This window comes from Streptomyces mayonensis, from assembly GCF_018982965.1.
Taxonomy (GTDB): domain Bacteria; phylum Actinomycetota; class Actinomycetes; order Streptomycetales; family Streptomycetaceae; genus Streptomyces; species Streptomyces mayonensis.
Map to the genome: position 1 here is coordinate 26,403 of NZ_JACBYP010000010.1, position 23,028 is coordinate 49,430.

Below are 23,028 nucleotides of genomic sequence, written 5' to 3' on the forward strand. Positions count from 1 at the left end.
CGGTGGGTTTCTCCTGTGCTCACAACTGGCCGACGTCGGTGACGCGGACGACCGCCCGGCCCTCCGCGTCGGAGGCCGTCAGGTCGACCTCCGCGCTGACGCCCCAGTCGTGGTCGTCGTTCGGGTCGTCGAAGATCTGCCGCACCCGCCACAGGCCGTCCTGCGGCTTCTCCTCGATGATCAGGAGCTTGGGGCCGCGGGCGTCGGGGCCGGTGCCCAGGTCGTCGTACTCGTCCCAGTACTTGTCCATGGCCTCGCCCCAGGCGTCGGCGTCCCAGCCGGCGTCGGCGTCCATCTCGCCCAGCTCGTCGACCTGGTCGAGGGCGGCGAGCTCCACGCGGCGGAACATGGCGTTGCGGACCAGCACCCGGAAGGCCCGGGCGTTGGCCGTGACCGGCCGCACCTGGTCGGCCCGCTCCTGGGCCTCCTCGGCGGTCATCTCCTCCGGGTTGGCGAGCTGCTCCCACTCGTCGAGCAGGCTGGAGTCGACCTGGCGCACCGTCTCACCGAGCCACTCGATCAGATCCTGCAGGTCCTCGGACTTCAGATCGTCCGGGACGGTGTGGTCGAGGGCCTTGAAGGCACTGGCCAGGTAGCGCAGGACGATGCCCTCGGTGCGGGCCAGTTCGTAGTGGGAGACCAACTCGGTGAAGGTGAGCGCCCGCTCGTACATGTCGCGGATGACCGACTTGGGCGACAGTGGGTGGTCGCCCACCCACGGGTGGCTCCTGCGGTACGTGTCGTAGGCGTGGAAGAGCAGTTCCTCCAGTGGCTTGGGGTAGGTGACGTCCTGGAGACGCTCCATGCGTTCCTCGTACTCGACCCCGTCGGCCTTCATGGCGGCCACGGCCTCGCCGCGTGCCTTGTTCTGCTGGGCGGCGAGGATCTGCCGGGGGTCGTCCAGCGTGGACTCGACGACGGACACCATGTCCAGCGCGTACGACGGCGACTCCGGATCCAGCAGCTCGAAAGCGGCCAGGGCGAACGTGGACAGCGGCTGGTTCAGCGCGAAGTCCTGCTGGAGGTCGACCGTGAGACGCACGGTGCGGCCCTCGGCGTCCGGCTGCCCGAGTTTCTCGACGATGCCGCCGTCCAGCAGGGAACGGTAGATGGCGATGGCACGGCGGATGTGCCGGAGCTGCTGCCTGCGCGGCTCGTGATTGTCCTCCAGCAGGTGCCGCATGGCGGCGAAGGCGTCGCCGGGACGGGCGATCACCGACAACAGCATGGTGTGGGTGACCCGGAAGCGGGACGTCAGCGGCTCCGGCTCGGACCCGATGAGCTTCTCGAACGTGTTCTCCGACCAGGCCACGAAGCCCTCGGGCGCCTTCTTGCGGACGACCTTCCGCCGCTTCTTCGGGTCGTCACCGGCCTTCGAGAGCGCCTTCTCGTTCTCGATGACGTGCTCGGGCGCCTGGGCGACGACGAAGCCCTCCGTGTCGAATCCGGCGCGGCCGGCCCGGCCGGCGATCTGGTGGAACTCCCGGGCCCGCAGGGTGCGCACCCGGTTGCCGTCGTACTTGGTCAGTGCCGTGAACAGTACGGTCCGGATCGGTACATTGACGCCCACCCCGAGCGTGTCCGTCCCGCAGATCACCTTCAACAGGCCGGCCTGCGCGAGCTTCTCCACCAGCCGCCGGTACTTCGGCAGCATGCCGGCGTGGTGGACCCCGATGCCGTGCCGCACGTAGCGGGACAGGTTGCGGCCGAACTTCGTGGTGAAACGGAAGTTGCCGATCAGCTCGGCGATCCGTTCCTTCTCCTCGCGCGTGCACATGTTGATGCTCATCAGCGCCTGGGCCCGCTCCACCGCCTGCGCCTGGGTGAAGTGCACGATGTAGACCGGCGCCTGCCGGGCCGCCAGCAGATCGGTGAGCGTCTCGGTGAGCGGCGTGTAGCGGTACTCGTAGGAGAGCGGGACCGGGCGCGTGGCCGAGCGGACCACCGAGGTGGGACGGCCGGTCCGGCGCGCGAGGTCCTTCTCGAAGAAGGACACGTCGCCGAGCGTCGCCGACATCAGGACGAACTGGGCCCGGGGCAGCTCCAGCAGCGGAATCTGCCAGGCCCAGCCGCGGTCCGGTTCGGCGTAGAAGTGGAACTCGTCCATGACGACCTGGCCGACGTCCGCGTCCTTGCCGTCGCGCAGCGCGATCGACGCCAGGACCTCGGCGGTGCAGCAGATCACGGGGGCGTCGGCGTTCACGGAGGCGTCGCCGGTCAGCATGCCGACGTTCTCGGTTCCGAAGATCTTGCACAGCTCGAAGAACTTCTCCGACACCAGCGCCTTGATCGGTGCCGTGTAGAAGGTGACCTCGTCCCGGGCCAGTGCGGCGAAGTGCGCACCCGCCGCGATCATGCTCTTGCCGGACCCGGTGGGCGTCGACACGATCACGTTCGCGCCGGAGACCACCTCGATCAGCGCCTCCTCCTGATGGGGGTAGAGCGTCAGACCGCGTTCCTGGGCCCACGCCTCGAAGGCTTCGTACAGGGCGTCGGGGTCGGCGGTCCGCGGCAGCTGATCGATGAGGGTCACACCCCCATCTTGCCTGCCCCCGGCCGCTATGGGGGAATCGGCTGTCCGCGTGAAGATCACGAACGCTACGCTGGGTCGCCGACGACGCATCAGTGGATCCGGACAACTGCACAGCGGCACACGAGGAATGGGGCGGGCAACGACGATGATGGGACCAGCACACTCACTGTCGGGCGCGGCGGCGTGGCTCGGCGTCGGGGCGGCGACCGCCGCCGCGGGGCAGCCGATGCCCTGGCCGGTGCTGCTGGCCGGGGCCCTGATCTGCGCCGGAGCGGCCCTCGCACCGGACCTCGACCACAAGGCGGCGACCATCTCCCGCGCCTTCGGTCCCGTCTCACGGGGGCTCTGCGAGATCGTCGACAAGCTGTCCTACGCCGTCTACAAAGCCACCAAGAAGCAGGGCGACCCGCGTCGCTCCGGTGGGCACCGCACACTGACGCACACCTGGCTGTGGGCGGTGCTGATCGGCGGGGGCACGTCGGTCCTGGCCATCACCGGCGGCCGCTGGGCGGTTCTGGCGATCCTCTTCGTCCACATGGTGCTGGCCATCGAGGGCCTGCTCTGGCGGGCGACCCGCGGCTCCAGCAGCGACGTGCTGGTCTGGCTGCTCGCCGGAACCAGTGCCTGGATCATCGCCGGGATACTGGACAAGCCGGACGGCGGCTCGGACTGGCTGTTCACCGCGCCGGGCCAGGAGTACCTGTGGCTGGGTCTGCCCATCGTGCTCGGCGCGCTGGTGCACGACATCGGGGACGCGCTGACCGTCTCGGGCTGCCCCGTGCTCTGGCCGATACCGGTGGGCCGCAAGCGCTGGTACCCCATCGGCCCGCCCAAGGCCATGCGGTTCCGGGCGGGCAGCTGGGTGGAGCTCAAGGTGCTGATGCCGGTGTTCATGCTGCTGGGGGGAGTGGGCGGCGCGGCGGCGCTCAACTTCATCTGACTCGTCCGGGCGGCCTGCGGAGCCCGGGCCGTTCAGCCGGTCCCGGCGGCGCCCTCGTCCCCGCCCTGGCCGTAGCGGCGCTCGAAGCGGGCGACTCGCCCCTCCGAGTCCACCGTCCTGGCCCTGCCCGTGTAGAAGGGGTGGCTCTCCGAGGAGATCTCCACGTCCACCACGGGGTAGGTCTCCCCGTCGTCCCAGTCGATGGTCTGGTCGCTGGTCGCGGTGGACCGGGTCAGGAAGGCGTAGCCGGCACTGCGGTCACGGAAGACGACGGGCCGGTAGTCGGGGTGCTTGTCCTGCTGCATGGCTGCTCCTCGTACGGCGAGGTTCGTGGTGGCGGGGCGGCTGTGCCGCTCCGGGTGGCGTCAGCCGGGCATGGAGTCCTCGTCGACGACGTGCATCGCGGCCTCCTCGGCGGAGGCTGCCGCGCCGTCTATACCCACGTCGAGGGCGACCAGCGCCGGCTCCTCGTCCTCGTGCGCGCCCTCGTCGGGTGCGACGAGCCGGCCCGAGCGGTTCGCGCCGACCTCGTTGTCCAGCAGTTCCCCGTCGGTACCGGCCAGGTCGCCGAGCCCGTCGTCGTCGGGCGCGACCAGATCGGGCCGTTCCTCGGCGAGCCTCTGGTCGAGTGTCTCGCCCTCGTGACGTTCGGCGGCCGTGACACCGGGGTGCTCCACGGCCCAGGGCCGTTCGGGTGGGGACCAGCCCCGGTCGAGGGGATCGTCGACACCGTCGCCCTCGAGGGTGTCCTCGCCGTCGAGCAGCCCGGTGTCCTCCCTCTGCTCGGACCCGTCGGGCTGGTAGACGTCGTCTCCCCATCCGTCGGCGCTGTTCACGGGTACCTCCATGGGGTGGGGACCGGCCCCTTCCCGCCGTGGAGCGCGGCGGGACGCCGGAGCTCGCGGCACGGCACTCACCCGTGGCGGAACCCCACGGTTCCCGGGCTCACCTCGAGCCGGTGCCTCCTCCCAGCCTTCCACCCCGCTTCGGGAACCCGCAACGGCACGGACGCCGCCCGGCGACCCGCCCCTCCCGGCCCGCACGGCGAGCCGTGTGGACCGGGCCCGGCCGGGCCCCGCGCCCCCGTAGGCCGTTCCGCGCCGTCTCCCGGCGACGCACCGCACGGTCGCCGCGCCCGGTACACCGTCCGTTCACCCGTGCCAGGACCGCCACAGGGCCGCGTAGGCGCCGTCGGCCGCGACGAGGTCGTCGTGGCTGCCCAGCTCGCTGATCCGGCCGTTCTCGACGACGGCGATGACGTCCGCGTCGTGGGCGGTGTGCAGGCGGTGGGCGATCGCGACCACCGTGCGGCCGTCCAGGACCCTCGCCAGGGACCGCTCGAGGTGGCGGGCGGCCCTCGGGTCGAGCAGGGATGTCGCCTCGTCCAGCACCAGGGTGTGCGGGTCGGCCAGCACCAGACGGGCCAGCGCGATCTGCTGCGCCTGCGCCGGGGTCAGCGTGAAACCGCCCGAGCCGACCTCGGTGTCCAGGCCCCCGTCGAGCGAGCGGGACCAGTCGGCCGCGTCGACCGCGCCCAGCGCCGCCCACAACTCGGCGTCGGTGGCGCCTGCCCGGGCGAGGCGGAGGTTGTCGCGCAGGGACCCCACGAAGACGTGGTGCTCCTGGTTGACGAGGGCCACGTGCGAACGGACCCGTTCCGCGGGCATCCGGGACAGTTCCGCGCCGCCCAGGGTGATCCGGCCGTCACGGGGCCCGTAGATCCCGGCCAGCAGCCTGCCCAGGGTGGACTTGCCCGCGCCGGAGGGACCCACCAGGGCGAGCCGGGTGCCGGGGGCGACCTCCAGCGACACCTTGCGCAGGACGTCGACGCCCTCGAGGTAGCCGAAGTGCACCCGGTCGGCGTGCACGTGCCGGCCCTCGGGAGCCAGCGACGGGTCACCTGCGTCCGGTTCGATGTCCCGGACGCCCACCAGCCGGGCCAGGGACACCTGCGCCACCTGCAGTTCGTCGTACCAGCGCAGGATGATGCCGACCGGGTCGACGAGCATCTGCGCGATCAGCGCCGCCGTGGTCAGCTGGCCGACCCCGATCCAGCCGTGCAGGACGAACACCCCGCCCACGAGCAGGACGGAGGCCAGCACGGTCACATGGGTGACGTTGATGATCGGGAAGAGGACCGAGCGCAGCCACAGCGTGTAGCGCTCCCAGGCCGTCCACTCCTTGACCCGGCGCTCCGACAGCTCGATGCGGCGGGCGTCGAGACGGTGCGACTCGACGGTGCGCCCGGCGTCCACGGTCTCGGCGAGGGCGGCGGCCACCGCGGCGTACCCGGCGGCCTCGGAGCGGTAGGCGGCGGGCGCCCGCCGGAAGTACCAGCGGCAGCCGATCACCAGCAGCGGTACCGCGATGATCACCGCAGGCGCCAGCGCCGGCGCCGTGACCACGAGGCCGCCGAGCAGCAGCACCACCCACACGGCACCGATCGCCAGTTGGGGCACGGCCTCCCGCATGGCGTTGGCGAGGCGGTCGATGTCCGTGGTGATCCGGGAAAGCAGATCTCCGGTGCCGGCCCGTTCCAGCACGCCGGGTGGCAGTCCGACCGACCGCACCAGGAAGTCCTCACGCAGGTCGGCCAGCATCCGCTCGCCGAGCACGGCCCCGCGCAGCCGCACCTCACGCACGAACGCCGCCTGTACGACGAGCGCGACCACGAAGAGCGTGGCCGTGAGGCCGAGGTGCAGTTCGCGGGCGTCGTCCGAGACACGTTCGACGAGCCCGCCCAGCAGGTAGGGGCCCACCATCGAGGCGATCACGGCGACGGTGTTCACCGTCACGAGGAGGATGAACGCGCGGCGGTGCCGGCGCAGCAGTTCGCCCGCGTAGGCGCGTACGGTCGCGGGTGCGCCGACGGGCAGGGTGCTGGCGGTCGTCGGTGCCGCCGGGTCGTACGACGGTGGCGCGACGCCGATCATGCCGTCTCCTCGATCTCTTCCAGTCGGTGCAGTGCCTCGTCGTCCTTCAGTACGCCGTCGTCCCTGAGTACGCCGCTGTCCCCGATCACGCCGTCGTCATCGAGTACGCGGTCCTCCCCGAGTACTCGGGTGTGCGCGTCCTCTTGCGGTGCTGCCCTGCGCGGCCCGGTCCTCTCCGGAAGGGGCTTGTCCGGCGCGGTCCTCGCCGTGACGGTCTTCTCGGGCCCGTCCCCGGCCAGGTCTTCGCCGGGACGTGCCGCCGACTCCTCGGCCGTCTCGCGGATGACCACCGCCCGGTACCGGGGCTCGGTGTGCAGCAGCTCGCGGTGGGCACCGACCGCGGCCACCTCACCGTCGTCCAGGAACACGATCCGGTCCGCGCGGTCCAGCAGCAGGGGCGAGGAGGTGAAGACGACCGTGGTGCGGCCCTGCCGCAACGTGCGTACGCCTTCCGCGATCCGTGCCTCGGTGTGCGAGTCCACGGCAGAGGTCGGTTCGTCCAGGACCAGTGCCTCCGGGTCCGTGACCAGGGAGCGGGCGAGCGCCAGCCGTTGGCGCTGCCCGCCCGACAGCGACCGGCCCCGCTCGGTGATGCGGGCGTCCATCGGGTCCTCTGCGCCGAGCGAGCCCTGCGCGAGCGACGCCAGGACGTCGCCGCACTGGGCGGCGGCAAGAGCCTCCTCGGCGCGGACTGCTCCGGACGCGGGCACGGCGAGGAGTTCACGCAGGGTGCCCGAGAGCAGCACCGGGTCCTTGTCCTGGACCAGGACGGCGGTGCGCGCGGACGCCAGCGGCAACTCGTCCAGCGGAACTCCGCCGAGCAGCGCCGACGTGCCCTCCTGGGCGGGGTGCCCGCCGAGCCGTTCCGCCAGACGCCCGGCGGCGTCCGGATCGCCGCACACCACGGCGGTCAGCCGGCCCGCCGGCGCCAGGAGACCGGTGGCCGGATCGGACAGGTCCCCGGTGGGGGTCTCGGCGGCGCGCGAGCCCGCGACGTCCGTGGCCCGCTCCAGCGCGAGCACCCGCGCGGCCCGCTTGGCCGACGGCCGGGAGAAGGAGTACGCCATGGCGATCTCCTCGAAGTGCCGCAGCGGGTAGGTGAGGATCATGACCGAGCTGTAGACGGTGACGAGTTCGCCGACGCCGATCCGGCCGTCGCGGGCCAGGCCGACGCCGTGCACGACCACCGAGACCAGGAGCAGGCCCGGCAGCAGCACCTGGATCGCGGAGATCAGGGACCACATGCGAGCACTGCGCACCGCGGCGTGCCGTACGTCCTGGGAGGCGCTGCGGTAGCGGTCGAGGAAGAGTTCCTCACCGCCGATGCCGCGCAGTACGCGCAGCCCGGCGACGGTGTCCGAGGCGAGTTCGGTGGCCCGGCCGGCCTTCTCGCGCTGGACGTCGGCCCGCCGGGTGGCCCGGGGGAGGAGGGGCAGTACGGCGAGGGCCAGTACCGGCAGGCCCACGAGCACCACGATGCCGAGCGCCGGCTGGTAGACGACCAGAGCCGCGCAGACCAGCACCACGGTCACCGCCGCGGCCGTGAACCGGGAGACGGCCTCCACGAACCAGCCGATCTTCTCGACGTCGCCGGTGGACACGGCCACGACCTCGCCGGCCGCGACCCGTCGGGTGAGCGCCGAGCCGAGCAGCGCGGTCTTGCGGGCGAGCAGTTGCTGGACCCGGGCGGCGGCGGTGATCCAGTTGGTGACGGCGGTGCGGTGCAGAAAGGTGTCGCCGAGCGCGGTGCCGGCACCGCAGAGCACCATGAGGAGGCCCGAGAGGGCGAGCCGGTCGCCGGAACGGTCGACGACGGCCTGAACGGCGAACCCGACGCAGAAGGGCAGTGCGGAGACGGCGGTGAAGTGCAGCAGGCCCCAGGCCAGCGACTTGAGCTGCCCGCCGAGCTGGTTGCGGAACAGCCACCACAGAAATCGGGGGCCCGAGCGTGCGTCGGGCACGCCCGGGTCGGGATACGGAAGGTCTTGGATCTGCATGACGTCCCAGCGGCTCGTGTCAGGGGTGCCGTTGCAACACGGCATCAGGAGACTGCAAACCGTGAAAGGTTCGCGTTGCCACAGGCCGAAAATCAAGCGGTTTTCCAAGGCGGGACAAGAATCCGGCGGTAGCCGTCCGGCCCCTGCCGGGCACCTCGTGCCGGGGTGCGACCATGGACGGATGGGAAGCGGTGGAGTACGGCGTTCGGTGGTCGCGGTGGCGGCTCTTGGGTCCCTGCTGACGGTGACGGCCGTGACCGGCTGCGGCGGATCCCCGGGGGACGGCCCGGACGCCGGGGCGGGCGGCTCGGGCAGCACGGCAGGCAAGGCGGGCCGCAGCACCGCCCCGGCCGACCCGACGCGGATCCCCGGCGTCGGTGACCGGCTCCAGCAGCGGATTCCCGGCGACTCGAGCCAGGTCGTGGCGGTCTACGGCGACGGCAAGGACTCCGCCGACTCCACGGTCGTGCTCTACACGAAGCAGGGCTCCGCCTGGCACCGCGCCCGCAGTTGGGCCGCGCACAACGGCAAGAAGGGGTGGACGACCGACCACCACGAGGACGACAACCGCAGCCCCGTGGGAGTGTTCACGCTCACCGACGCGGGTGGAGTGCTCCCGGACCCGGACCCCGCAGCGGGTCTGCCGTACACCGAGTCCGGTGCGTTCGCTGCACCGCGCTCGTGGGCCGAGTCGCACTGGCACGACTTCGACTACGTGATCGCCATCGACTACAACCGGGTCAAGGGCACCCCGCCGAACGACCCGACCCGGCCCGAGGGTTCGTCCAAGGGTGGCTCGATCTGGCTGCACATGGACCACGGCAGCGGCACGTCGGCCTGCGTCAGTGTCTCCAAGTCGGGCATGGAGTACCTGCTGCGCACGCTGGACCCGGACCGGCACCCGGTCGTGGTCATGGGGGACAGGGCGAACCTCGAGGCCTGAGCGGACGGCGGGCCCCGGGCCGTGCCGCCGGTCACGCCGTCCGGCGGTCCCGCCCCGTGCCGGGCCCGTCGATCAGGGCGTCCAGCAGTCCGCCGAGCGCCGTGCGCTGCTCCTCCGACAGCGGCGCAAGGATCTCCTCCGCGGCGGACCGTCGGGCGCCGTGCAGTTCACGCAGTGCCGCACGCCCGTCGTCGGTCAGCTCTATCCGGATGACCCGGCGATTGTCCGGATCGGGGACGCGGCGTACCTTCCCGGCCGTCTCCAGCCCGTCGACCAGGGTCGTCACCGCCCGGGGGACGACCTCCAGGCGCTCCGCCAGGTCGGCCATGCGGGGCGGCGAGCCGTAGTGCGCCAGGGTGCGCAGCAACCGGGACTGGGCCGGGGTGATGCCGAGGCCACGGTGCTCGAGGTGGCGCTTCTGGATGCGGTGCACCCTGCGGGTGAGCCGCAGCAACTGCTCGGCGAGCAGGCCGTCGGGATCGGGCGCGGTCATGCGGGAACAATATCAGGATGGCATTCATTGTGAGTATAGGTAACAATGACCTGTGATCCATGTGGTCTGTGGAGGTCCGCCGGCCCGCGGGCGTCCGACCGGTCGCCCCGCAGTCCGGCTGCCGCACTCGTGGCCGCCGGACCGGCCGGCCGCGGATCGCGGAGGCCCACCGTCGGCCGGTTCGCTGCCCGTCACCCGTCACCCGTCACCCGTCACCCGTCACGCTCGCCCGTCGCCCGTCGCCCGTCGCCCGTCGCGCGCGGTCCGCGGGCCTCCGCCGATCCGTCCGTGCAGTCCCCCGAAGGAGCCCATGCACCCCGACCGTGCTTCCGTCTGGACCGCGCCCGCCGCCGACGCCGGGGAACAGCCCCGGCAGGTGCGCCGCATCCTGAAGCTGTTCCGTCCCTACCGCGGCCGCCTCGCGGTCGTCGGCCTGCTCGTCGGCGCCGCCTCGCTGGTGTCGGTCGCCACGCCCTTCCTGCTGAAGGAGATCCTCGACGTCGCCCTCCCCGAGGGGCGCACCGGCCTCCTCAGTCTGCTGGCCCTCGGCATGATCCTCGGCGCCGTCCTCACCAGCGTCTTCGGTGTGCTGCAGACACTGATCTCCACGACCGTCGGCCAGCGCGTCATGCACGACCTGCGCACCGCCGTCTACGGCCGGCTCCAGCAGATGTCCCTCGCGTTCTTCACGCGCACCCGCACCGGCGAGGTCCAGTCCCGCATCGCCAACGACATCGGCGGCATGCAGGCCACCGTCACCTCGACCGCCACCTCCCTCGTCTCCAACCTCACCAGCGTGGTCGCCACCGTCGTCGCGATGGTCGTCCTCGACTGGCGGCTGACCGTGGTCTCGCTGCTCCTGCTGCCGGTCTTCGTGTGGATCAGCCGCCGCGTGGGCAGGGAGCGACGGAAGATCACCACCCGGCGCCAGAAGCAGATGGCCGTCATGGCCGCCACGGTCACCGAGTCGCTCTCCGTCAGCGGCATCCTGCTCGGCCGCACCATGGGCCGCTCCGACTCGCTCACCCGCGCCTTCGCGGACGAGTCCGAGGGGCTGGTCGACCTCGAAGTGAAGTCGAACATGGCGGGCCGCTGGCGGATGGCCGTCATCACGATCGTCATGGCCGCGATGCCGGCGGTCATCTACTGGGCCGCGGGCATCGCCCTGCAACTCGGCGGTGCCGGCGTCTCCCTCGGCACCATCGTCGCCTTCGTCTCGCTCCAGCAGGGCCTGTTCCGCCCCACCGTGAGCCTGTTGTCCACCGGCGTCCAGATCCAGAGCTCGCTCGCCCTCTTCCAGCGCATCTTCGAGTACCTCGACCTGCCGGTCGACATCACCGAGCGGAAGGACCCCGTCCGTCTCGACCAGGTCAAGGGCGAGGTCCGCTTCGAGGGCGTCGAGTTCGGGTACGACGGCAAGGGCGGCCCGGTCCTCGACGGCATCGACATCACCGTCCCCGCGGGCAGCAGCCTCGCCGTCGTGGGGCCCACCGGAGCCGGCAAGTCCACGCTCGGCCACCTGGTGCCGCGGCTGTACGACGTGACGGGCGGCCGGGTCACCCTCGACGGGGTGGACGTGCGCGACCTCGACTTCGGCACCCTGGCCCGCGCGGTCGGCGTGGTCTCGCAGGAGACGTACCTCTTCCACGCCTCGGTCGCCGAGAACCTGCGCTTCGCCAAGCCCGACGCCACCGAGGCGGAGCTGGAGGCGGCGGCGAGGGCGGCCCAGATCCACGACCACATCGCGGCCCTGCCCGACGGCTACGACACGGTGGTCGGCGAGCGCGGCCACCGCTTCTCCGGAGGCGAGAAGCAGCGCCTGGCCCTGGCCCGTACCATCCTGCGCGACCCGCCCGTCCTGGTCCTGGACGAGGCGACCAGCGCCCTGGACACCCGTACCGAGGCCGCGGTGCAGGACGCCATCGACGCACTGTCCGCCAACCGCACCACGATCACCATCGCCCACCGCCTGTCCACCGTCCGGGACGCCGACCGGATCGTGGTCCTCGACTCCGGGCGCCTGGCCGAACAGGGCACCCACGAGGAACTGCTGGCGCTGGACGGAAGGTACGCGGCGCTGGTGCGCAGGGACGCCCGACTGGAGCCGACAATGTGACGATATGCCGGATTTGAGTGCGAATGGGGGTTAACGTGCCCGCATGCAGATCAACACACCGTCACGGCGCGCGAGAGGCGCGAGAAGCGCCGGAGGCGTCCGGAAGACCAGAGGCCCCAGAAGGGCGATCCGACTCACCCGCCGGGGCCGCATCGCCCTGATCGCGGCCGGCGCCGTCGTGGCCGGTACCGCCGTGGCGGTGCCGTTGCTGATGCCGGACGACGAGGGCGAGTCCCGCCCCACGTCCCTCGTGATCCCGGAGGGCCGGCGCGCGGCCCAGGTCTACGAGGCCGTCGACAAGGCCCTTGCCCTGCCCGCCGGCACCACCAGGAAATCCCTGCCCAAGGCCCACCTCAAGCTGCCCGACGACGCCGAGGGCAACCCCGAGGGCTATCTCTACCCCGCGACCTACCCGCTCGGTGACGAGGCCACCCCGGAGAAGCTGCTGACGGCCATGGTCGACACGGCGAACAGGAAATTCACCGGCGCACCCGTCGCCGCGGGCGCCCAGCGCAACGCGCTGAACGTCTACCAGGCGGTCACCATCGCCAGCATCGTTCAGGCCGAGGCCGCCGCCGAGGAGGACATGGGCAAGGTCGCCCGGGTCGTCTTCAACCGGCTGGAGCGCGGCATGCCGCTCCAGATGGACTCCACCATCAACTACGCCCTGGGACGCTCCACCCTGAAGACCACCACCAAGGACACGAAGATCGACAGTCCGTACAACTCGTACCGGCGCATGGGGCTGCCGCCCACGCCCATCGCCAACCCGGGTGAGCAGGCGATGAAGGCCGCGATCAACCCGACGCCCGGCGACTGGCTGTACTTCGTCACGGTCAAGCCCGGTGACACCCGCTTCACCGCCGACTACGCCGAACACCAGCGCAACGTCGCGGAGTTCAACAAGGCCAGGTCGAGCGCCTCGAACCAGGCCCCGTCCCAGTGACCGGGCGGGGCGTCACGCGGCGAGAGGCGCGGGTTCGGCCAGCAGCCGCCTGATGTCCCGCACGGCCGCGCGTCCCGCCCGGTTGGCGCCGATGGTGCTGGCCGAGGGGCCGTAGCCGACCAGGTGGATCCGCGGGTCGGCGACCGCGCGCGTCCCTTCCACCCGGATGCCGCCGCCCGGTTCCCGCAGCCGCAGCGGCCTGAGATGGTCGACGGCTGCCCGGAACCCGGTCGCCCACAGGATGACGTCCGCGGTCACGCGCCGCCCGTCGCTCCACTCCACCCCTTCGGGCACGATCCGGTCGAACATGGGCCGCCGGTCCAGGACACCCGACTCCAGCCCGGCCCGGACCGCGTCGTTCAGCGGCAGCCCGGTCACCGAGACCACGCTCCTGGGCGGCAGTCCCTGCCGGACCCGTTCCTCCACGAGGGCCACCGCCGCCCGGCCCGCGTCCTCGTCGAAGGGTCCCTCCCGGAAGACCGGCGGCCGCCGGGTCACCCAGGTGGTGGACGCGGCGTACGGGGCGATCTCCAGCAGGTGCTGGGTCGCCGAGGCGCCCCCGCCGACCACGACCACGCGCTGCCCGGTGAACTCCTCGGGCCCCGCGTACTGCGCGGTGTGCAACTGCCGTCCCCGGAAGCTCTCCTGACCCCGGTAGCGCGGCCAGAACGGACGGTCCCAGGTGCCGGTCGCGTTGACCAGTGCCCGCGTGGACCAGACCCCGGCCGACGTCTCGACGACGAGCCGCCCCTCCGTACCCCCGCGTACCGCGCGGACGTCGACCGGCCGCCGAACCCGCAGGTCGAAGGCCCGCTCGTACTCCGCGAAGTACCCGCTCACCACCTCGGCGGACGGCCGCGCCGGGTCCGCGCCGGTCAGCTCCATGCCCGGCAGCGCGTGCATCCCGTGCACCTTGCCGTACGTCAGTGAGGGCCACCGGAACTGCCAGGCGCCGCCGGGGCCGGGGGAGTGGTCGAGCACCACGAAGTCGCGCTCCGGCTCGAACCCCGTGCGCCGCAGGTGATAGGCGGTGGCCAGCCCGGCCTGACCGGCACCGATGACGACGACCTCGACCTCGCGTGTGTAGTTCACACTTCTACTAACGGCGCCGGACGCCCCGGTCTTCCCCCGGCGCCGGGAGGCGCCCCGGACTCCCTTCAGTGCCAGGATGGGAGCATGTCAGATGCCTTCACCACCCGAGTCCTCAGCCTCGCCACCGGCTCGGCGGAACGGGTCGCCGACATCACCGGCGACTGCGAGTCCTTCCTGCGCGAGGCGGCGGCCGGCCGCGACGGCCTGCTCAACGTCTTCGTGCCGCACGCCACCGCCGGGATCGCGATCATCGAGACCGGTGCCGGCAGCGACGACGACCTGCTGTCCGCCCTGCACACCCTGCTCCCCGCGGACGACCGCTGGCAGCACCGCCACGGCAGCCCCGGACACGGCCGCGACCACGTCCTGCCGGCCTTCGTGCCCCCGCACGCCACGCTGCCGGTGATCGGCGGCCGCCTGGAGCTGGGCACCTGGCAGTCGGTGTGCCTGGTGGATACAAATCGCGATAATGCCAACCGTCAGGTCCGGCTGTCGTTCCTCGGGTGAAGCTGCCTCTGCCGTCACTGTAGGGCTGATGTCCGGCCGCACCAGTGAGAGGTGCAGCTCCGAGCAGGCCGGGGCGAGCGGTGTTGCGCGGTGACGCACCTGGGGAGGCTGTCACCTGCCACGGAGACCCGTTTCCCCGTGCAGTGATGACGGGTCGTGATCCCACTGCATGTCTGCGACCTCTACCCCGCCGGGGCCACTGCATCCCAGGTCCGGCTCGGCTTCTCACGGTGAAAGGGGAACCGACACCACGACTGGGTGAGCACCACCGGGCTGAAGGCGAGGTTCTGGGGATGCCGAGGTGCTCAGCCAACCGCAGGGACAGGGGCTGCGCTTCTCCGGTCGAGGAGGGGAAGAACCGCTGCGGATGAACCCCGATGGTGCACGCGTGCTTCCTCAGCCGGTGCCGGCACGCGTCTGCGCCGACGGGTGAGCGCCCCCTTGGTTCCGGCTGCCCGATGGGTTCGTCGCGTCATGTATGTGCTGGAGTCTCGGCCGTCCGGAGGCTGGTGTTGGTGTTCCTGGATGAACCGCAGGGCCTCGTCGCGGTCCCTGCGGCCCAGCGCGTCGACGAGATCGCGGTGGACGTGAACGGGTGGCGTCGCGGCGGCCTCCACGATGCCCACGCCACGCCAATTCGTCGAAGCGCCCAGGAAGTGAAGGTCGGTTCGAGGTCTTGTCGGGTACGCGCATGCCGAGACCGGCCCGGCGGATGAGTGGGAGGTGCCGGACGACGCCAACGGCGTACCCGACGAGCCCACCGACGTACAGAAGCGCGACGGCTACACCAAGGCCGGCCTGGGACTGCACTCTGGGCCACCAGGGCGTGGCGCGCTGGGCGCGACCCTCTTCACTACGGCTTGGAGCACGACTTCGGCGGCGTGTGGTTCAACCTGGTCCCCGACGCGGCTGGCGTACTACTCGGTGAAGAAGGCGTTCACGGGCTCCAACGCCGGCGACAACCTGCCGCCGGTCGTCAGCGGCATGACGGTGACACCGGCCGGTACCGCTCCGGCGGGCGGGGAGTTCACCGTACGGGCAGACATTCGCGACCCCGAGAACGACCCGGTCACGAACAAGATCTTCCTCAGCGGCAACTACGCCAACGGCGACAAGCGGCTCGTACCGGCGCAGTTCCGGTCCACGGGCAACGGCACGTTCGCGGTCACCGCACCCGAGAAGCTCGGCGGATGTCGACACCATCGCCCTGGCCGAAACGGCCCGCCACGTGAGGCTCCAGCTCACCGCACGCGGCACGGGCTGGGGCTACTCACTGCACGAGTTCGGGGTCTACAGCTGATCAGTTCGAACCCTTCGCGACATCGTTCAGGAGGCCGAGGCGGCTGACCGAGCGATGCGGTGCCGGTTCGAGTTCGGGCCACCGTCTCGCCGATATGGTGCGTGTCCGCTGCGCCCGGGCGACTGCCGGGCCGGACCCGCCCGCTCGGTGGCCGGGAGGCGGTGTCCTGCCGTCAGCCTTCCGCGGCGGTACGGGCCGCCCGGACCGCCTCCTCCGGTTCGAGGCCGGTGCCCAGCTCGTACGCCTTCGAGAACGCGGCCGGGCCCAGCGCGGCTCGGGTCGCCGTCGTGATGCGGTCGACGTCGGCCCGTTCAGCGGGAGGCAGCGGGGCCCCGGCGCGTCGGCGGGCTGCCGCTGCCGCGCCGAGGAGGACGGCCGCTCGGGTGGCGGTGGAGGTGTGGTTCGCTAGGGCGGACACGCCGGCCAGGCCTTCCAAGGAGAGGGCTAGGGCTCGGGGTTCGGCCAGGGCTCGGGCGATCTTCAGGCCGGCAAGGTGGTGCGCCTCCGCCGTGTGTGCGTCGCCGCGCAGCTCCGCGATGAAGCCGAGTTCGGCCAGGAGGAGGTGGTCGCCCGCCTGGGAGGAGACGTCCGCGTAGCCGTCGTGGATGTGCAGCAGGTGGGCCTCGGCCACGTCGAGGTCGCCCGAGCGGCGGGCACCGAGGGCCAGGCCCATCTCGGAGTGGATCTCGCCGTACTTGTAGCCCTGTTCGGCGGCGATTCGGCGAGCCTGTTCGTGGAGGTCGCGGGCGCGGTCGAAGTCGCGGGCCAGCAGCGCCAGTCGGCCGAGGCCGGAGAGCCGGGCCGACACCTCCGCCTGCAGCCCCAACTCGCGTGCCATGAGCAGTCCTTCGGTCTGACGGCGCTCGGCGTCCTCGTAAGCCCCCTTGATCTCCGCGAGCGCGGCGAGCGGCGAGACCGTCTGCAACTCTCCCCACCGGTCGCCAAGTTCGCGGAACATGCCCGCACTGCGGCTGCCGTCCTGACCGAGGCCGGCGAGGTCGCCGCTGACGAGCGCCAGGGTGGCGCGCAGGCCAAGTGCGGCGGCGATGCCCCACGGGTCGTCGGCGGTGGTGAACAAGGTGAGTGCGCGGGTGTTCAGCTCGGCGCTGCCGGTCACGTCACCCGCGCTGAACAGGCCATACGCGCACAGCCAGAGCGTGCGAGCCCGGCGTACCGGGTCGGGGACGGCCTCGGACGTGGAGCTGGTCCCTCGGGCGTCCGCCGTGTCGGCCGCAGCGGTTCCCGGGGCGCCGGTGAGGAGCGCGAACGCAGCGTGCAGGAGCACGAGTTCAGCTGGGCCGTCCGTGGCGACCAGCACCGCGGCCAGGCTGCGGCGGGCCTCGGTCAGGCGCCCCCGCAGCAGCCACCACCAGGCCAGCGCGGTGGCCAGCCGGACCGCCTCCTCCGGCTCCGCGCCCGCCCTGCGCACCGCCTCGTCGAGCGCGGTGCGCAGGTTGCCCGCCTCCGCGTCCAGCCGGGCCAGCCAGGGCCGCTGTCCGGCGCCGCGCAACCGCGGCTCGGCCTCTTCGGCCAAGGTCCGGTAGTACACGAGATGGCGGTCCCGTACAGCGGCGAGGTCCTCCATCTCGTGGAGCCGCTCGGTCGCGTACGCGGCGACGGACTCCAGGAGACGGTAGCGAGGGCCGGTCGGTCCGGGCACCACGACGACCAAGGAGCGGTCGACCAGCCGCGTGACCAGGTCCAGCACCTCGTCCCGGGCAACGCCGTCCCCGGCGCAGACTGCTTCGGCGCCCGCCAGGTCACAGCCGTCGCTGTGGGCGGCGAGGCGGCGCAGGACGATGCGTTCGGGCGCGCTGAGCAGCTCCCAGCTCCAGTCGATCACCGCTCGCAACGTCTGCTGGCGGGCCGGCGCGCCGCGCCGCCCGAAGGTCAGGACCCGGAAGCGGTCGTTGAGCCTTGCCGCCAACTCCTCTACTCCAAGGGCCCTTACACGGGTGGCGGCGAGCTCCAGCGCGAGCGGGATGCCGTCCAGGCGGCGGCAGATCTCGACCACAGCCCGGTGCTCGGGCTCCTCCGGCGCGTCCGGGTCGCGAGGGAAGCCGGGCGCGGATGCGGCTGCCCGTTCCATGAACAGCTTCACGGCGTCCGCCGGTTGCAGCGGTTCGACGAGAAACACCGCCTCGCCCGCCAGCCCGAGTGGCTCCTGGCCAGTGGCGAGGACTCGCAAGCCGGGGGCGGTGCGCAGGAGGAGTCCGGTGAGTTCTGCGGCGGAGTCGACGACGTGCTCGCAGTTGTCCAGGACGAGCAGGGCGCGGCGGTTGCGCAGCGCGGCGGCGAGGCGGTGCGGGAGGGAGGGCATGGAGGTGCCTGTGCCGGGGAGCGCGCGCGGAGCGTCGTCGCGGATGCCGAGTGTGGCGGCGACGACCTGGGCGAGGTCGGCGGGAGTGCCGGAACGGATGCCGGAGAACTCCACCAGCCAGATACCGTCCGCCAGTTCGCCCGCCTCCGCGCCGTCCTGCTCGGCAGAGGCCGCCGCCACGGCGAGCCGGGTCTTGCCCACGCCACCAGGGCCTGTGAGGGTCACCAGACGTGTTGCGGAGAGGAGTCGGGCCAGGTCGGTGAGGGCCTCGCCGCGGCCTACGAGGCGGGTCAGAGGGACGGGGAGGTTGGAGTGGGGCGTTCTGGTGGTGAGCGCGTGCGGCGCTGGGCCCGCGGAGCCGTGCGCCGGAAGGCGCAGGCCGTTCTCCTCCTCGTACGTGCTCGCGCTCAGTCCCGGCTCCTGCCTCAGCACCGCTCCGTGCAGCGCGGTCAGTTCGGGGCTCGGGTCGACCCCCAGCTCCTCGGCCAGGCGCGTGCGCAGGGACTCGTACGACGCCAGTGCCTCGCTCTGGCGGCCCGTCGCGTACAGGGCCCTCATGCGGAGCGCGTGCAGGCGCTCCCGTAGCGGGTGGAGTGCGACGACGTCGGCCAGCTCTCCGGCCACGAGCGCGTGATCGCCCGTCTCCAGGCGGGCATGGGCCTGGTCCTCCAGGACGGAGAGGCGCTGCTCCGCGAGGCGCTGGGCCGCCGGCCGTACGAAGGAGGCGTCGGCGAAGTCCGCGTACGCCGGGCCCCGCCACAGCTCCAGGGCCTCCGTCAGCAACTCGGCCCGGACGTGCGGGTCCTTGACGGGTCGCGCCCGGTTCACCAGGGTCCGGAAGCGTACGGCGTCCGTCTCGTCGTCGGTGTCGTCGAAGCGCAGCCGGTAGCCCGGAGGCCGGCGTACCACGCGGTCGCGGCCGATGGCCCTGCGCAGCTGGGAGACCTTGGCCTGGAGAGCGCCCGCCGGGTTGCCCGGGGGCGCGTCGGCCCACAGGTCCTGGATGAGCCGGTCGGCGGAGACCGGTCCTCCGTCGTTCGCGAGCAGATCCGCCAGCAGCGCCCGCACTTTGGCCTCCGGGACCTTGATCTCTCGCCCCTCGCCGTCCCACACCACCAGTGGCCCGAGCACCCCAAACCGCATAGGCGCCACCGTACAGGCCCGGGAGACCCGCGCCCCGGTCACTGCCACTCCGGGCGCCGGCCGGCCACGAAGGCCGCCCGAAGGTTTCCCGAAGGTTCTCCGAAGCGGCCGGGCGCAGAGTCGTACCGACCGGGGGAGCGGAAGGAGCGGCAGACCATGACCAAGTACGCGCGCCGGAAGGCTCTCGTCGTCGGTGAGCCCACCGGTATCGGCCTGGCCATCGCCAAGCGGCTCGTGGAGGGCGGAGCGAGCGTCCTGCTGACCGCCCGCACCGAGGAGGAGCGCGCGAACGCGGTCGGTGAACTCGGCTCCGTCGCCCGTGTCGTCTCACCGTCCTCGGTCGTGGGCCTGCTCGAAGGGCTCGAAGGGCTCGAAGGGCTCGAAGGGGTCGACATCCTCGCACGGGAAGGACTCGACGGGCCCGAAGAGGAGACCGGTTTTGATCTGCTCTTCGCCGACGCCATTCCCATCGCCCGGCCGCTGCTGCCGCACCTCCGGGACGGCGGCGCCGTCGTGCTGACCGCACCGACCCCGTGTCCCGACGCCGTGCGGGCCCTCGCCGCCGAACTCGCCTCCCGTGGCATCCGCGTCAACGCCGTGGCACCGGGCTGTATCGAGGCGCCGGGCTCCGGCGCCGTACCCCTGCCTCCGCTGGGACGTCTCGGCGCCGCCGAGGAGGTGGCCCGTGCCGCGCTCTTCCTGGCCACGGAGGCGACGTTCACCACCGGCGCGCGGCTCCCCGTCGACGGTGGCCTCGGCCGGCCGTGAGCGGTACCGGCCGTCCGTGAGCGGTCCGGGCCGTACCTGAACCGTCCACCGCCCCCCGCACCATCACCCCTTCCCATCAGGCAACCTGGAGCACACCCCATGAGCACCGCACCCGACACGGCCGCCTCCGCCGCGGCACCGGGCCCCAAGGGCGGCGAGGAAGCGCGCAAGCTCCCGCTCTTCGCCCTGCTGGCCCTCGCCACCGCCGTCTTCATCACCAGCCTCACCGAGACCCTCCCCGCCGGTCTGCTGCCGTCGATGAGCCAGGACCTGCGGGTCAGCGAGTCCGCCACCGGGCAGACAGTCACGATCTACGCGATCGGCACCGCGCTCACCGCGATCCCGCTCACCGCCGCCACCGCCGGCTGGCAGCGTAAGAAGCTGCTGCTCACGGCGATGGCCGGGTTCGCCGTCGCCAACACCGTGACCGCCGTGTCGTCGGTCTACGAGCTGACGATGGTGGCGCGGTTCGTCGCCGGTGTGGCCGCCGGTCTCGCCTGGGCCCTGCTCGCCGGTTACGCCCGCCGCCTCGCTCCCGTACACCTCCAGGGCAAGGCGATGGCCATCGCCATGGCCGGAATCCCCGTCGCGCTCTCCCTCGGCGTGCCCGCCGGTACGTTCCTCGGCGAGTGGCTCGGCTGGCGAGCGGCGTTCCTGTCGATGACCGGGCTCACGGTCGCGCTGCTGGTGTGGATCTTCGCCGGTGTGCCGGACTTCCCCGGCCAGGCCCGTGGCGAGCGGCCGAAGCTGTTGCGCACCCTGACCATCCCGGGCGTCTCGCCGGTCCTGTTCGTCACGCTGGTCTTCGTGCTGGCGCACACCATCCTGTACGCGTACATCGCCACGTACCTCAAGGACCTCGGCCTGGGCGGGCACACCGGTCTGATCCTGCTGGTGTTCGGCGCCGCCTCGCTGGCGAGCATCTGGATCGTCGGCGCGCAGATCAACCGCCGGCTGCGCGGTCTCACCGTCGGCGGCGCGCTGTTGGTCGCCGTCGCCTCGCTGGTCCTGGCAGTCCTCTCCGACAGCACCGTGCTCGTCTATGCGGCGGCCGTGCTGTGGGGCCTGGGCTGGGGCGGTGTGCCGACGCTTCTGCAGACGGCCGTCGGTGACGCGGGCGGCGAGTCGGCGGACGCGGCGCAGGCCATGCTCGTCACGCTCTGGAACGTCGCGATGGCCGGCGGCGGCATCGTCGGCGGCATCCTTTTGGACACTCTCGGCAGCGAGTCCTTCCCGTGGACGGTCGTGCTGCTCCTGCTGCCGGTGATCGTGGTCGTGCTCTACGCCCGCAAGGCCGGGTTCCCCGTCCACCGGCCCTCCGCGGAGGGGAGGACGGCGGCGGAGACCGAGACCAGGGCCGAGGTACCCGCGACCTGAGACGCCCCGACCGTCGGAGGACGCCCCTCCCTCGTCCTCCGGCGGTCGGCTCTTCCGTCCGGAGCCCGGCCTCCGGGCGTGGCAGCGGCCTTCCTCACCGGGACACCGTCTCCGAACTCCTTGCACAGCACCGTGCCAGGGCCATGTTCATGATTTGTTGACACTTCGCCGGACGACTCCGCAGCACGGCTCCACCACTGGTGGAGTCCGGTCCTCGGCCTCCGCACGCCCCTCGCGGACGTGCCACCGAGAGGCTTCTTCGCAGGTCAGGTCGCGAAGTTGCAAAATAGAGGGCTGACCCGGGCAAACTCCGGCCAGGGCGGTACTTTCACCTCGTACTGATGTGCCATGTATCCACACGGGTGCGAGTGTTTACGAGTATCGGGGGGCGTAGCGTTACATGTCGTCAAGTGAGATATGCGCGGCGGAACCGGGCGACGGCGCGTACATGCAAACGTTCATGGACGAGATCTTCCCGGCGTTCCAGCGGCCGGAGCAGCGCCGCTGGGCTCAGACGTACCTCTGGGCGCTGCTCCATGCGCCCGGCAAGAAGACACCTCGCCGCATGGCACTGGGGAGGCCCTTACCCTCGGCCGCGGCACACGGTCTCCACCAGTTCATCAACGCCAGCCCGTGGGAGTGGAATCCGGTACGGAGCAGGCTCGCCCGACGGGTCGCCACGCGCACGACACCGGACGCCTGGACCGTCGCGGAACTCATCATCCCAAAGCGCGGCGAACACTCGGTCGGCGTGCACCGGCGCGTCGATCCCGTGACCGGACGGTCCGTCAACTGCCAGCGTGCCCTGGTCCTCTTCCTCGCATCGGGAACTCAGTGCTATCCGGTGGACTGGAGCCTCGTGCTCGACGGCGCGTGGAATCCGGACCGGGAACGCGGGCGCCGCGCGCGCATTCCCGGGTCCGAGGCCGGCCGCACGCCGGCCGACCATGTCATCGGGTACGCCGCAGGGGTCGCCGCGCAGCCACCGCTCGCGGGGCTGCCGTGGGTGCTGGACCTGACCCGGTGCGTCGACGCGGCCGGCGTGCTCGCGGGGCTCAGGCGGCTGCACGCCGACATGGTGTGCGAGGTGGCGCCGGACCATCCGGTTCTCCTCACCGGCCGGCACACGCCCGTCGCCACCACGGTGAGCGCGCTGATGGAGGTACGGCACGCGCGGCAGACCCACGTCCTGCTCCGGCAGACGCCGAACGGCCACGTTCGTCCCGTACCCGTCCATATCTACGCCGGCACGGTGGGAGCACCGCGGTCCGGCGTCGGCGACGATGCCGGCGCGCGCCCGTACCGCATCCTGGAGAGACCCGATCCGGACGGCCGGCAGCCGGCCCGGTACTGGCTCACCACCCTCACCGACCTGCGGGTCGAGGAGATTCTCCGGCTGGCGCGCAGCCACGCCGCGGCGCTCTCGGCCATGACCACGCTCGGCCGGCGGTTCGGCGTCCTCGACTTCGAGGGCCGCTCCTTCCCCGGCTGGCACCACCACATGACCATGGCCTCGGCCGCCTACGTCTTCCAGCGTCTCTCCGGAGCGCCGGCCGCCGTGTTCGCCGGCGCTCCGCACTGACAGACGCGGGCGCTCCCGACCGACGTGACGGCCAAGGA

Annotated in this window: 16 protein-coding genes and 1 pseudogene; 9 read left to right on the forward strand and 8 right to left on the reverse strand. The window is 72.0% G+C overall.

What is annotated here, in order from left to right; all coding sequences use genetic code 11:
* Positions 1–19: 19 nt before the first annotated feature.
* Positions 20–2,533 (reverse strand): DEAD/DEAH box helicase, encoded by a 2,514-nt coding sequence (locus HZS56_RS05700; protein ID WP_216719588.1) that lies wholly within the window; start codon positions 2,531–2,533, stop codon positions 20–22.
* A gap of 145 nt (positions 2,534–2,678) precedes the next feature.
* Between HZS56_RS05700 and HZS56_RS05705 the strand changes: the two genes are divergently transcribed.
* Positions 2,679–3,473, forward strand: a complete 795-nt coding sequence (locus HZS56_RS05705) for a metal-dependent hydrolase (RefSeq protein ID WP_216719589.1) — start codon at positions 2,679–2,681, stop codon at positions 3,471–3,473.
* Between the two features lie 32 nt (positions 3,474–3,505).
* Here HZS56_RS05705 and HZS56_RS05710 read toward each other — a convergent pair whose 3' ends face one another.
* From HZS56_RS05710 to HZS56_RS05725, 4 genes are all read right to left on the reverse strand, one after another.
* Positions 3,506–3,778, reverse strand: a complete 273-nt coding sequence (locus HZS56_RS05710; RefSeq protein WP_216719590.1) for a type B 50S ribosomal protein L31 — start codon at positions 3,776–3,778, stop codon at positions 3,506–3,508.
* A 60-nt stretch (positions 3,779–3,838) separates the two neighbouring features.
* The gene (locus HZS56_RS05715) at positions 3,839–4,309 is read right to left on the reverse strand and encodes a DUF5709 domain-containing protein (protein WP_216719591.1); all 471 of its coding nucleotides are present in this window, start codon (positions 4,307–4,309) and stop codon (positions 3,839–3,841) included.
* A 315-nt stretch (positions 4,310–4,624) separates the two neighbouring features.
* On the reverse strand, positions 4,625–6,406 hold the full coding sequence (locus tag HZS56_RS05720; RefSeq protein WP_216719592.1) for an ABC transporter ATP-binding protein: 1,782 nt from the start codon (positions 6,404–6,406) through the stop codon (positions 4,625–4,627).
* Positions 6,403–8,403 (reverse strand): ABC transporter transmembrane domain-containing protein, encoded by a 2,001-nt coding sequence (locus HZS56_RS05725; RefSeq protein WP_216719593.1) that lies wholly within the window; start codon positions 8,401–8,403, stop codon positions 6,403–6,405. Before HZS56_RS05725 ends, HZS56_RS05720 begins: the two co-directional genes overlap by 4 nt.
* Positions 8,404–8,584: 181 nt before the next feature.
* On the opposite strand from HZS56_RS05725, the gene HZS56_RS05730 reads away from it, so the two are divergent.
* On the forward strand, positions 8,585–9,346 hold the full coding sequence (locus HZS56_RS05730) for a hypothetical protein (RefSeq protein ID WP_216719594.1): 762 nt from the start codon (positions 8,585–8,587) through the stop codon (positions 9,344–9,346).
* A gap of 31 nt (positions 9,347–9,377) precedes the next feature.
* On the opposite strand, the gene HZS56_RS05735 is transcribed toward HZS56_RS05730, so the two are convergent.
* Positions 9,378–9,839 carry a MarR family winged helix-turn-helix transcriptional regulator gene (locus HZS56_RS05735; RefSeq protein ID WP_216719595.1) on the reverse strand — a complete coding sequence of 154 codons (462 nt, stop codon included), beginning with the start codon at positions 9,837–9,839 and terminating at the stop codon, positions 9,378–9,380.
* A 310-nt stretch (positions 9,840–10,149) separates the two neighbouring features.
* Here HZS56_RS05735 and HZS56_RS05740 point away from each other — a divergent pair, with 310 nt between their 5' ends.
* Together HZS56_RS05740 and mltG are read left to right on the forward strand one after the other, a co-directional pair.
* Positions 10,150–11,955 (forward strand): ABC transporter ATP-binding protein, encoded by a 1,806-nt coding sequence (locus HZS56_RS05740; RefSeq protein WP_216719596.1) that lies wholly within the window; start codon positions 10,150–10,152, stop codon positions 11,953–11,955.
* A 43-nt stretch (positions 11,956–11,998) separates the two neighbouring features.
* Entirely contained in the window at positions 11,999–12,901 is a 903-nt protein-coding gene (gene mltG, locus HZS56_RS05745) for an endolytic transglycosylase MltG (RefSeq protein WP_216719597.1), read from the forward strand.
* 12 nt (positions 12,902–12,913) lie between these two features.
* Here the strand turns inward: mltG and HZS56_RS05750 are convergent, their stop codons facing one another.
* Positions 12,914–13,993: an NAD(P)-binding domain-containing protein gene (locus HZS56_RS05750; RefSeq protein WP_216719598.1), complete on the reverse strand. Its 1,080-nt coding sequence runs from the start codon at positions 13,991–13,993 to the stop codon at positions 12,914–12,916.
* Positions 13,994–14,077: 84 nt separating this feature from the next.
* On the opposite strand from HZS56_RS05750, the gene HZS56_RS05755 reads away from it, so the two are divergent.
* A complete protein-coding gene (locus HZS56_RS05755) occupies positions 14,078–14,500 on the forward strand; it encodes a secondary thiamine-phosphate synthase enzyme YjbQ (protein ID WP_216719599.1) in 423 nt (140 codons plus the stop codon).
* Positions 14,501–15,184: 684 nt separating this feature from the next.
* A pseudogene (locus HZS56_RS05760) lies at positions 15,185–15,688 on the forward strand (discoidin domain-containing protein); the annotation flags it as partial.
* 284 nt (positions 15,689–15,972) lie between these two features.
* Here the strand turns inward: HZS56_RS05760 and HZS56_RS05765 are convergent.
* Entirely contained in the window at positions 15,973–19,263 is a 3,291-nt protein-coding gene (locus tag HZS56_RS05765) for an AfsR/SARP family transcriptional regulator (protein ID WP_216719600.1), read from the reverse strand.
* Between the two features lie 156 nt (positions 19,264–19,419).
* Here HZS56_RS05765 and HZS56_RS05770 point away from each other — a divergent pair, with 156 nt between their 5' ends.
* From HZS56_RS05770 to HZS56_RS05780, 3 genes are all read left to right on the forward strand, one after another.
* Positions 19,420–20,031: an SDR family NAD(P)-dependent oxidoreductase gene (locus HZS56_RS05770; protein WP_216719601.1), complete on the forward strand. Its 612-nt coding sequence runs from the start codon at positions 19,420–19,422 to the stop codon at positions 20,029–20,031.
* A gap of 99 nt (positions 20,032–20,130) precedes the next feature.
* Complete coding sequence (locus HZS56_RS05775) at positions 20,131–21,408, forward strand: MFS transporter (protein ID WP_216719602.1); 1,278 nt, start codon at positions 20,131–20,133, stop codon at positions 21,406–21,408.
* A gap of 400 nt (positions 21,409–21,808) precedes the next feature.
* Complete coding sequence (locus HZS56_RS05780) at positions 21,809–22,990, forward strand: IS701 family transposase (protein WP_444875594.1); 1,182 nt, start codon at positions 21,809–21,811, stop codon at positions 22,988–22,990.
* Positions 22,991–23,028 lie beyond the last annotated feature (38 nt).

What these genes read in the sequence shown, in the direction of transcription:
- HZS56_RS05705 (WP_216719589.1), top strand. Translation starts at nt 2,679, where the DNA reads ATGATGGGACCAGCACACTCACTGTCGGGCGCGGCGGCGTGGCTCGGC.
- HZS56_RS05710 (WP_216719590.1), bottom strand. Translation starts at nt 3,778, where the DNA reads ATGCAGCAGGACAAGCACCCCGACTACCGGCCCGTCGTCTTCCGTGAC.
- HZS56_RS05720 (WP_216719592.1), bottom strand. Translation starts at nt 6,406, where the DNA reads ATGATCGGCGTCGCGCCACCGTCGTACGACCCGGCGGCACCGACGACC.
- HZS56_RS05725 (WP_216719593.1), bottom strand. Translation starts at nt 8,403, where the DNA reads ATGCAGATCCAAGACCTTCCGTATCCCGACCCGGGCGTGCCCGACGCA.
- HZS56_RS05730 (WP_216719594.1), top strand. Translation starts at nt 8,585, where the DNA reads ATGGGAAGCGGTGGAGTACGGCGTTCGGTGGTCGCGGTGGCGGCTCTT.
- HZS56_RS05735 (WP_216719595.1), bottom strand. Translation starts at nt 9,839, where the DNA reads ATGACCGCGCCCGATCCCGACGGCCTGCTCGCCGAGCAGTTGCTGCGG.
- HZS56_RS05740 (WP_216719596.1), top strand. Translation starts at nt 10,150, where the DNA reads ATGCACCCCGACCGTGCTTCCGTCTGGACCGCGCCCGCCGCCGACGCC.
- mltG (WP_216719597.1), top strand. Translation starts at nt 11,999, where the DNA reads ATGCAGATCAACACACCGTCACGGCGCGCGAGAGGCGCGAGAAGCGCC.
- HZS56_RS05755 (WP_216719599.1), top strand. Translation starts at nt 14,078, where the DNA reads ATGTCAGATGCCTTCACCACCCGAGTCCTCAGCCTCGCCACCGGCTCG.
- HZS56_RS05765 (WP_216719600.1), bottom strand. Translation starts at nt 19,263, where the DNA reads ATGCGGTTTGGGGTGCTCGGGCCACTGGTGGTGTGGGACGGCGAGGGG.
- HZS56_RS05770 (WP_216719601.1), top strand. Translation starts at nt 19,420, where the DNA reads ATGACCAAGTACGCGCGCCGGAAGGCTCTCGTCGTCGGTGAGCCCACC.
- HZS56_RS05775 (WP_216719602.1), top strand. Translation starts at nt 20,131, where the DNA reads ATGAGCACCGCACCCGACACGGCCGCCTCCGCCGCGGCACCGGGCCCC.
- HZS56_RS05780 (WP_444875594.1), top strand. Translation starts at nt 21,809, where the DNA reads ATGTCGTCAAGTGAGATATGCGCGGCGGAACCGGGCGACGGCGCGTAC.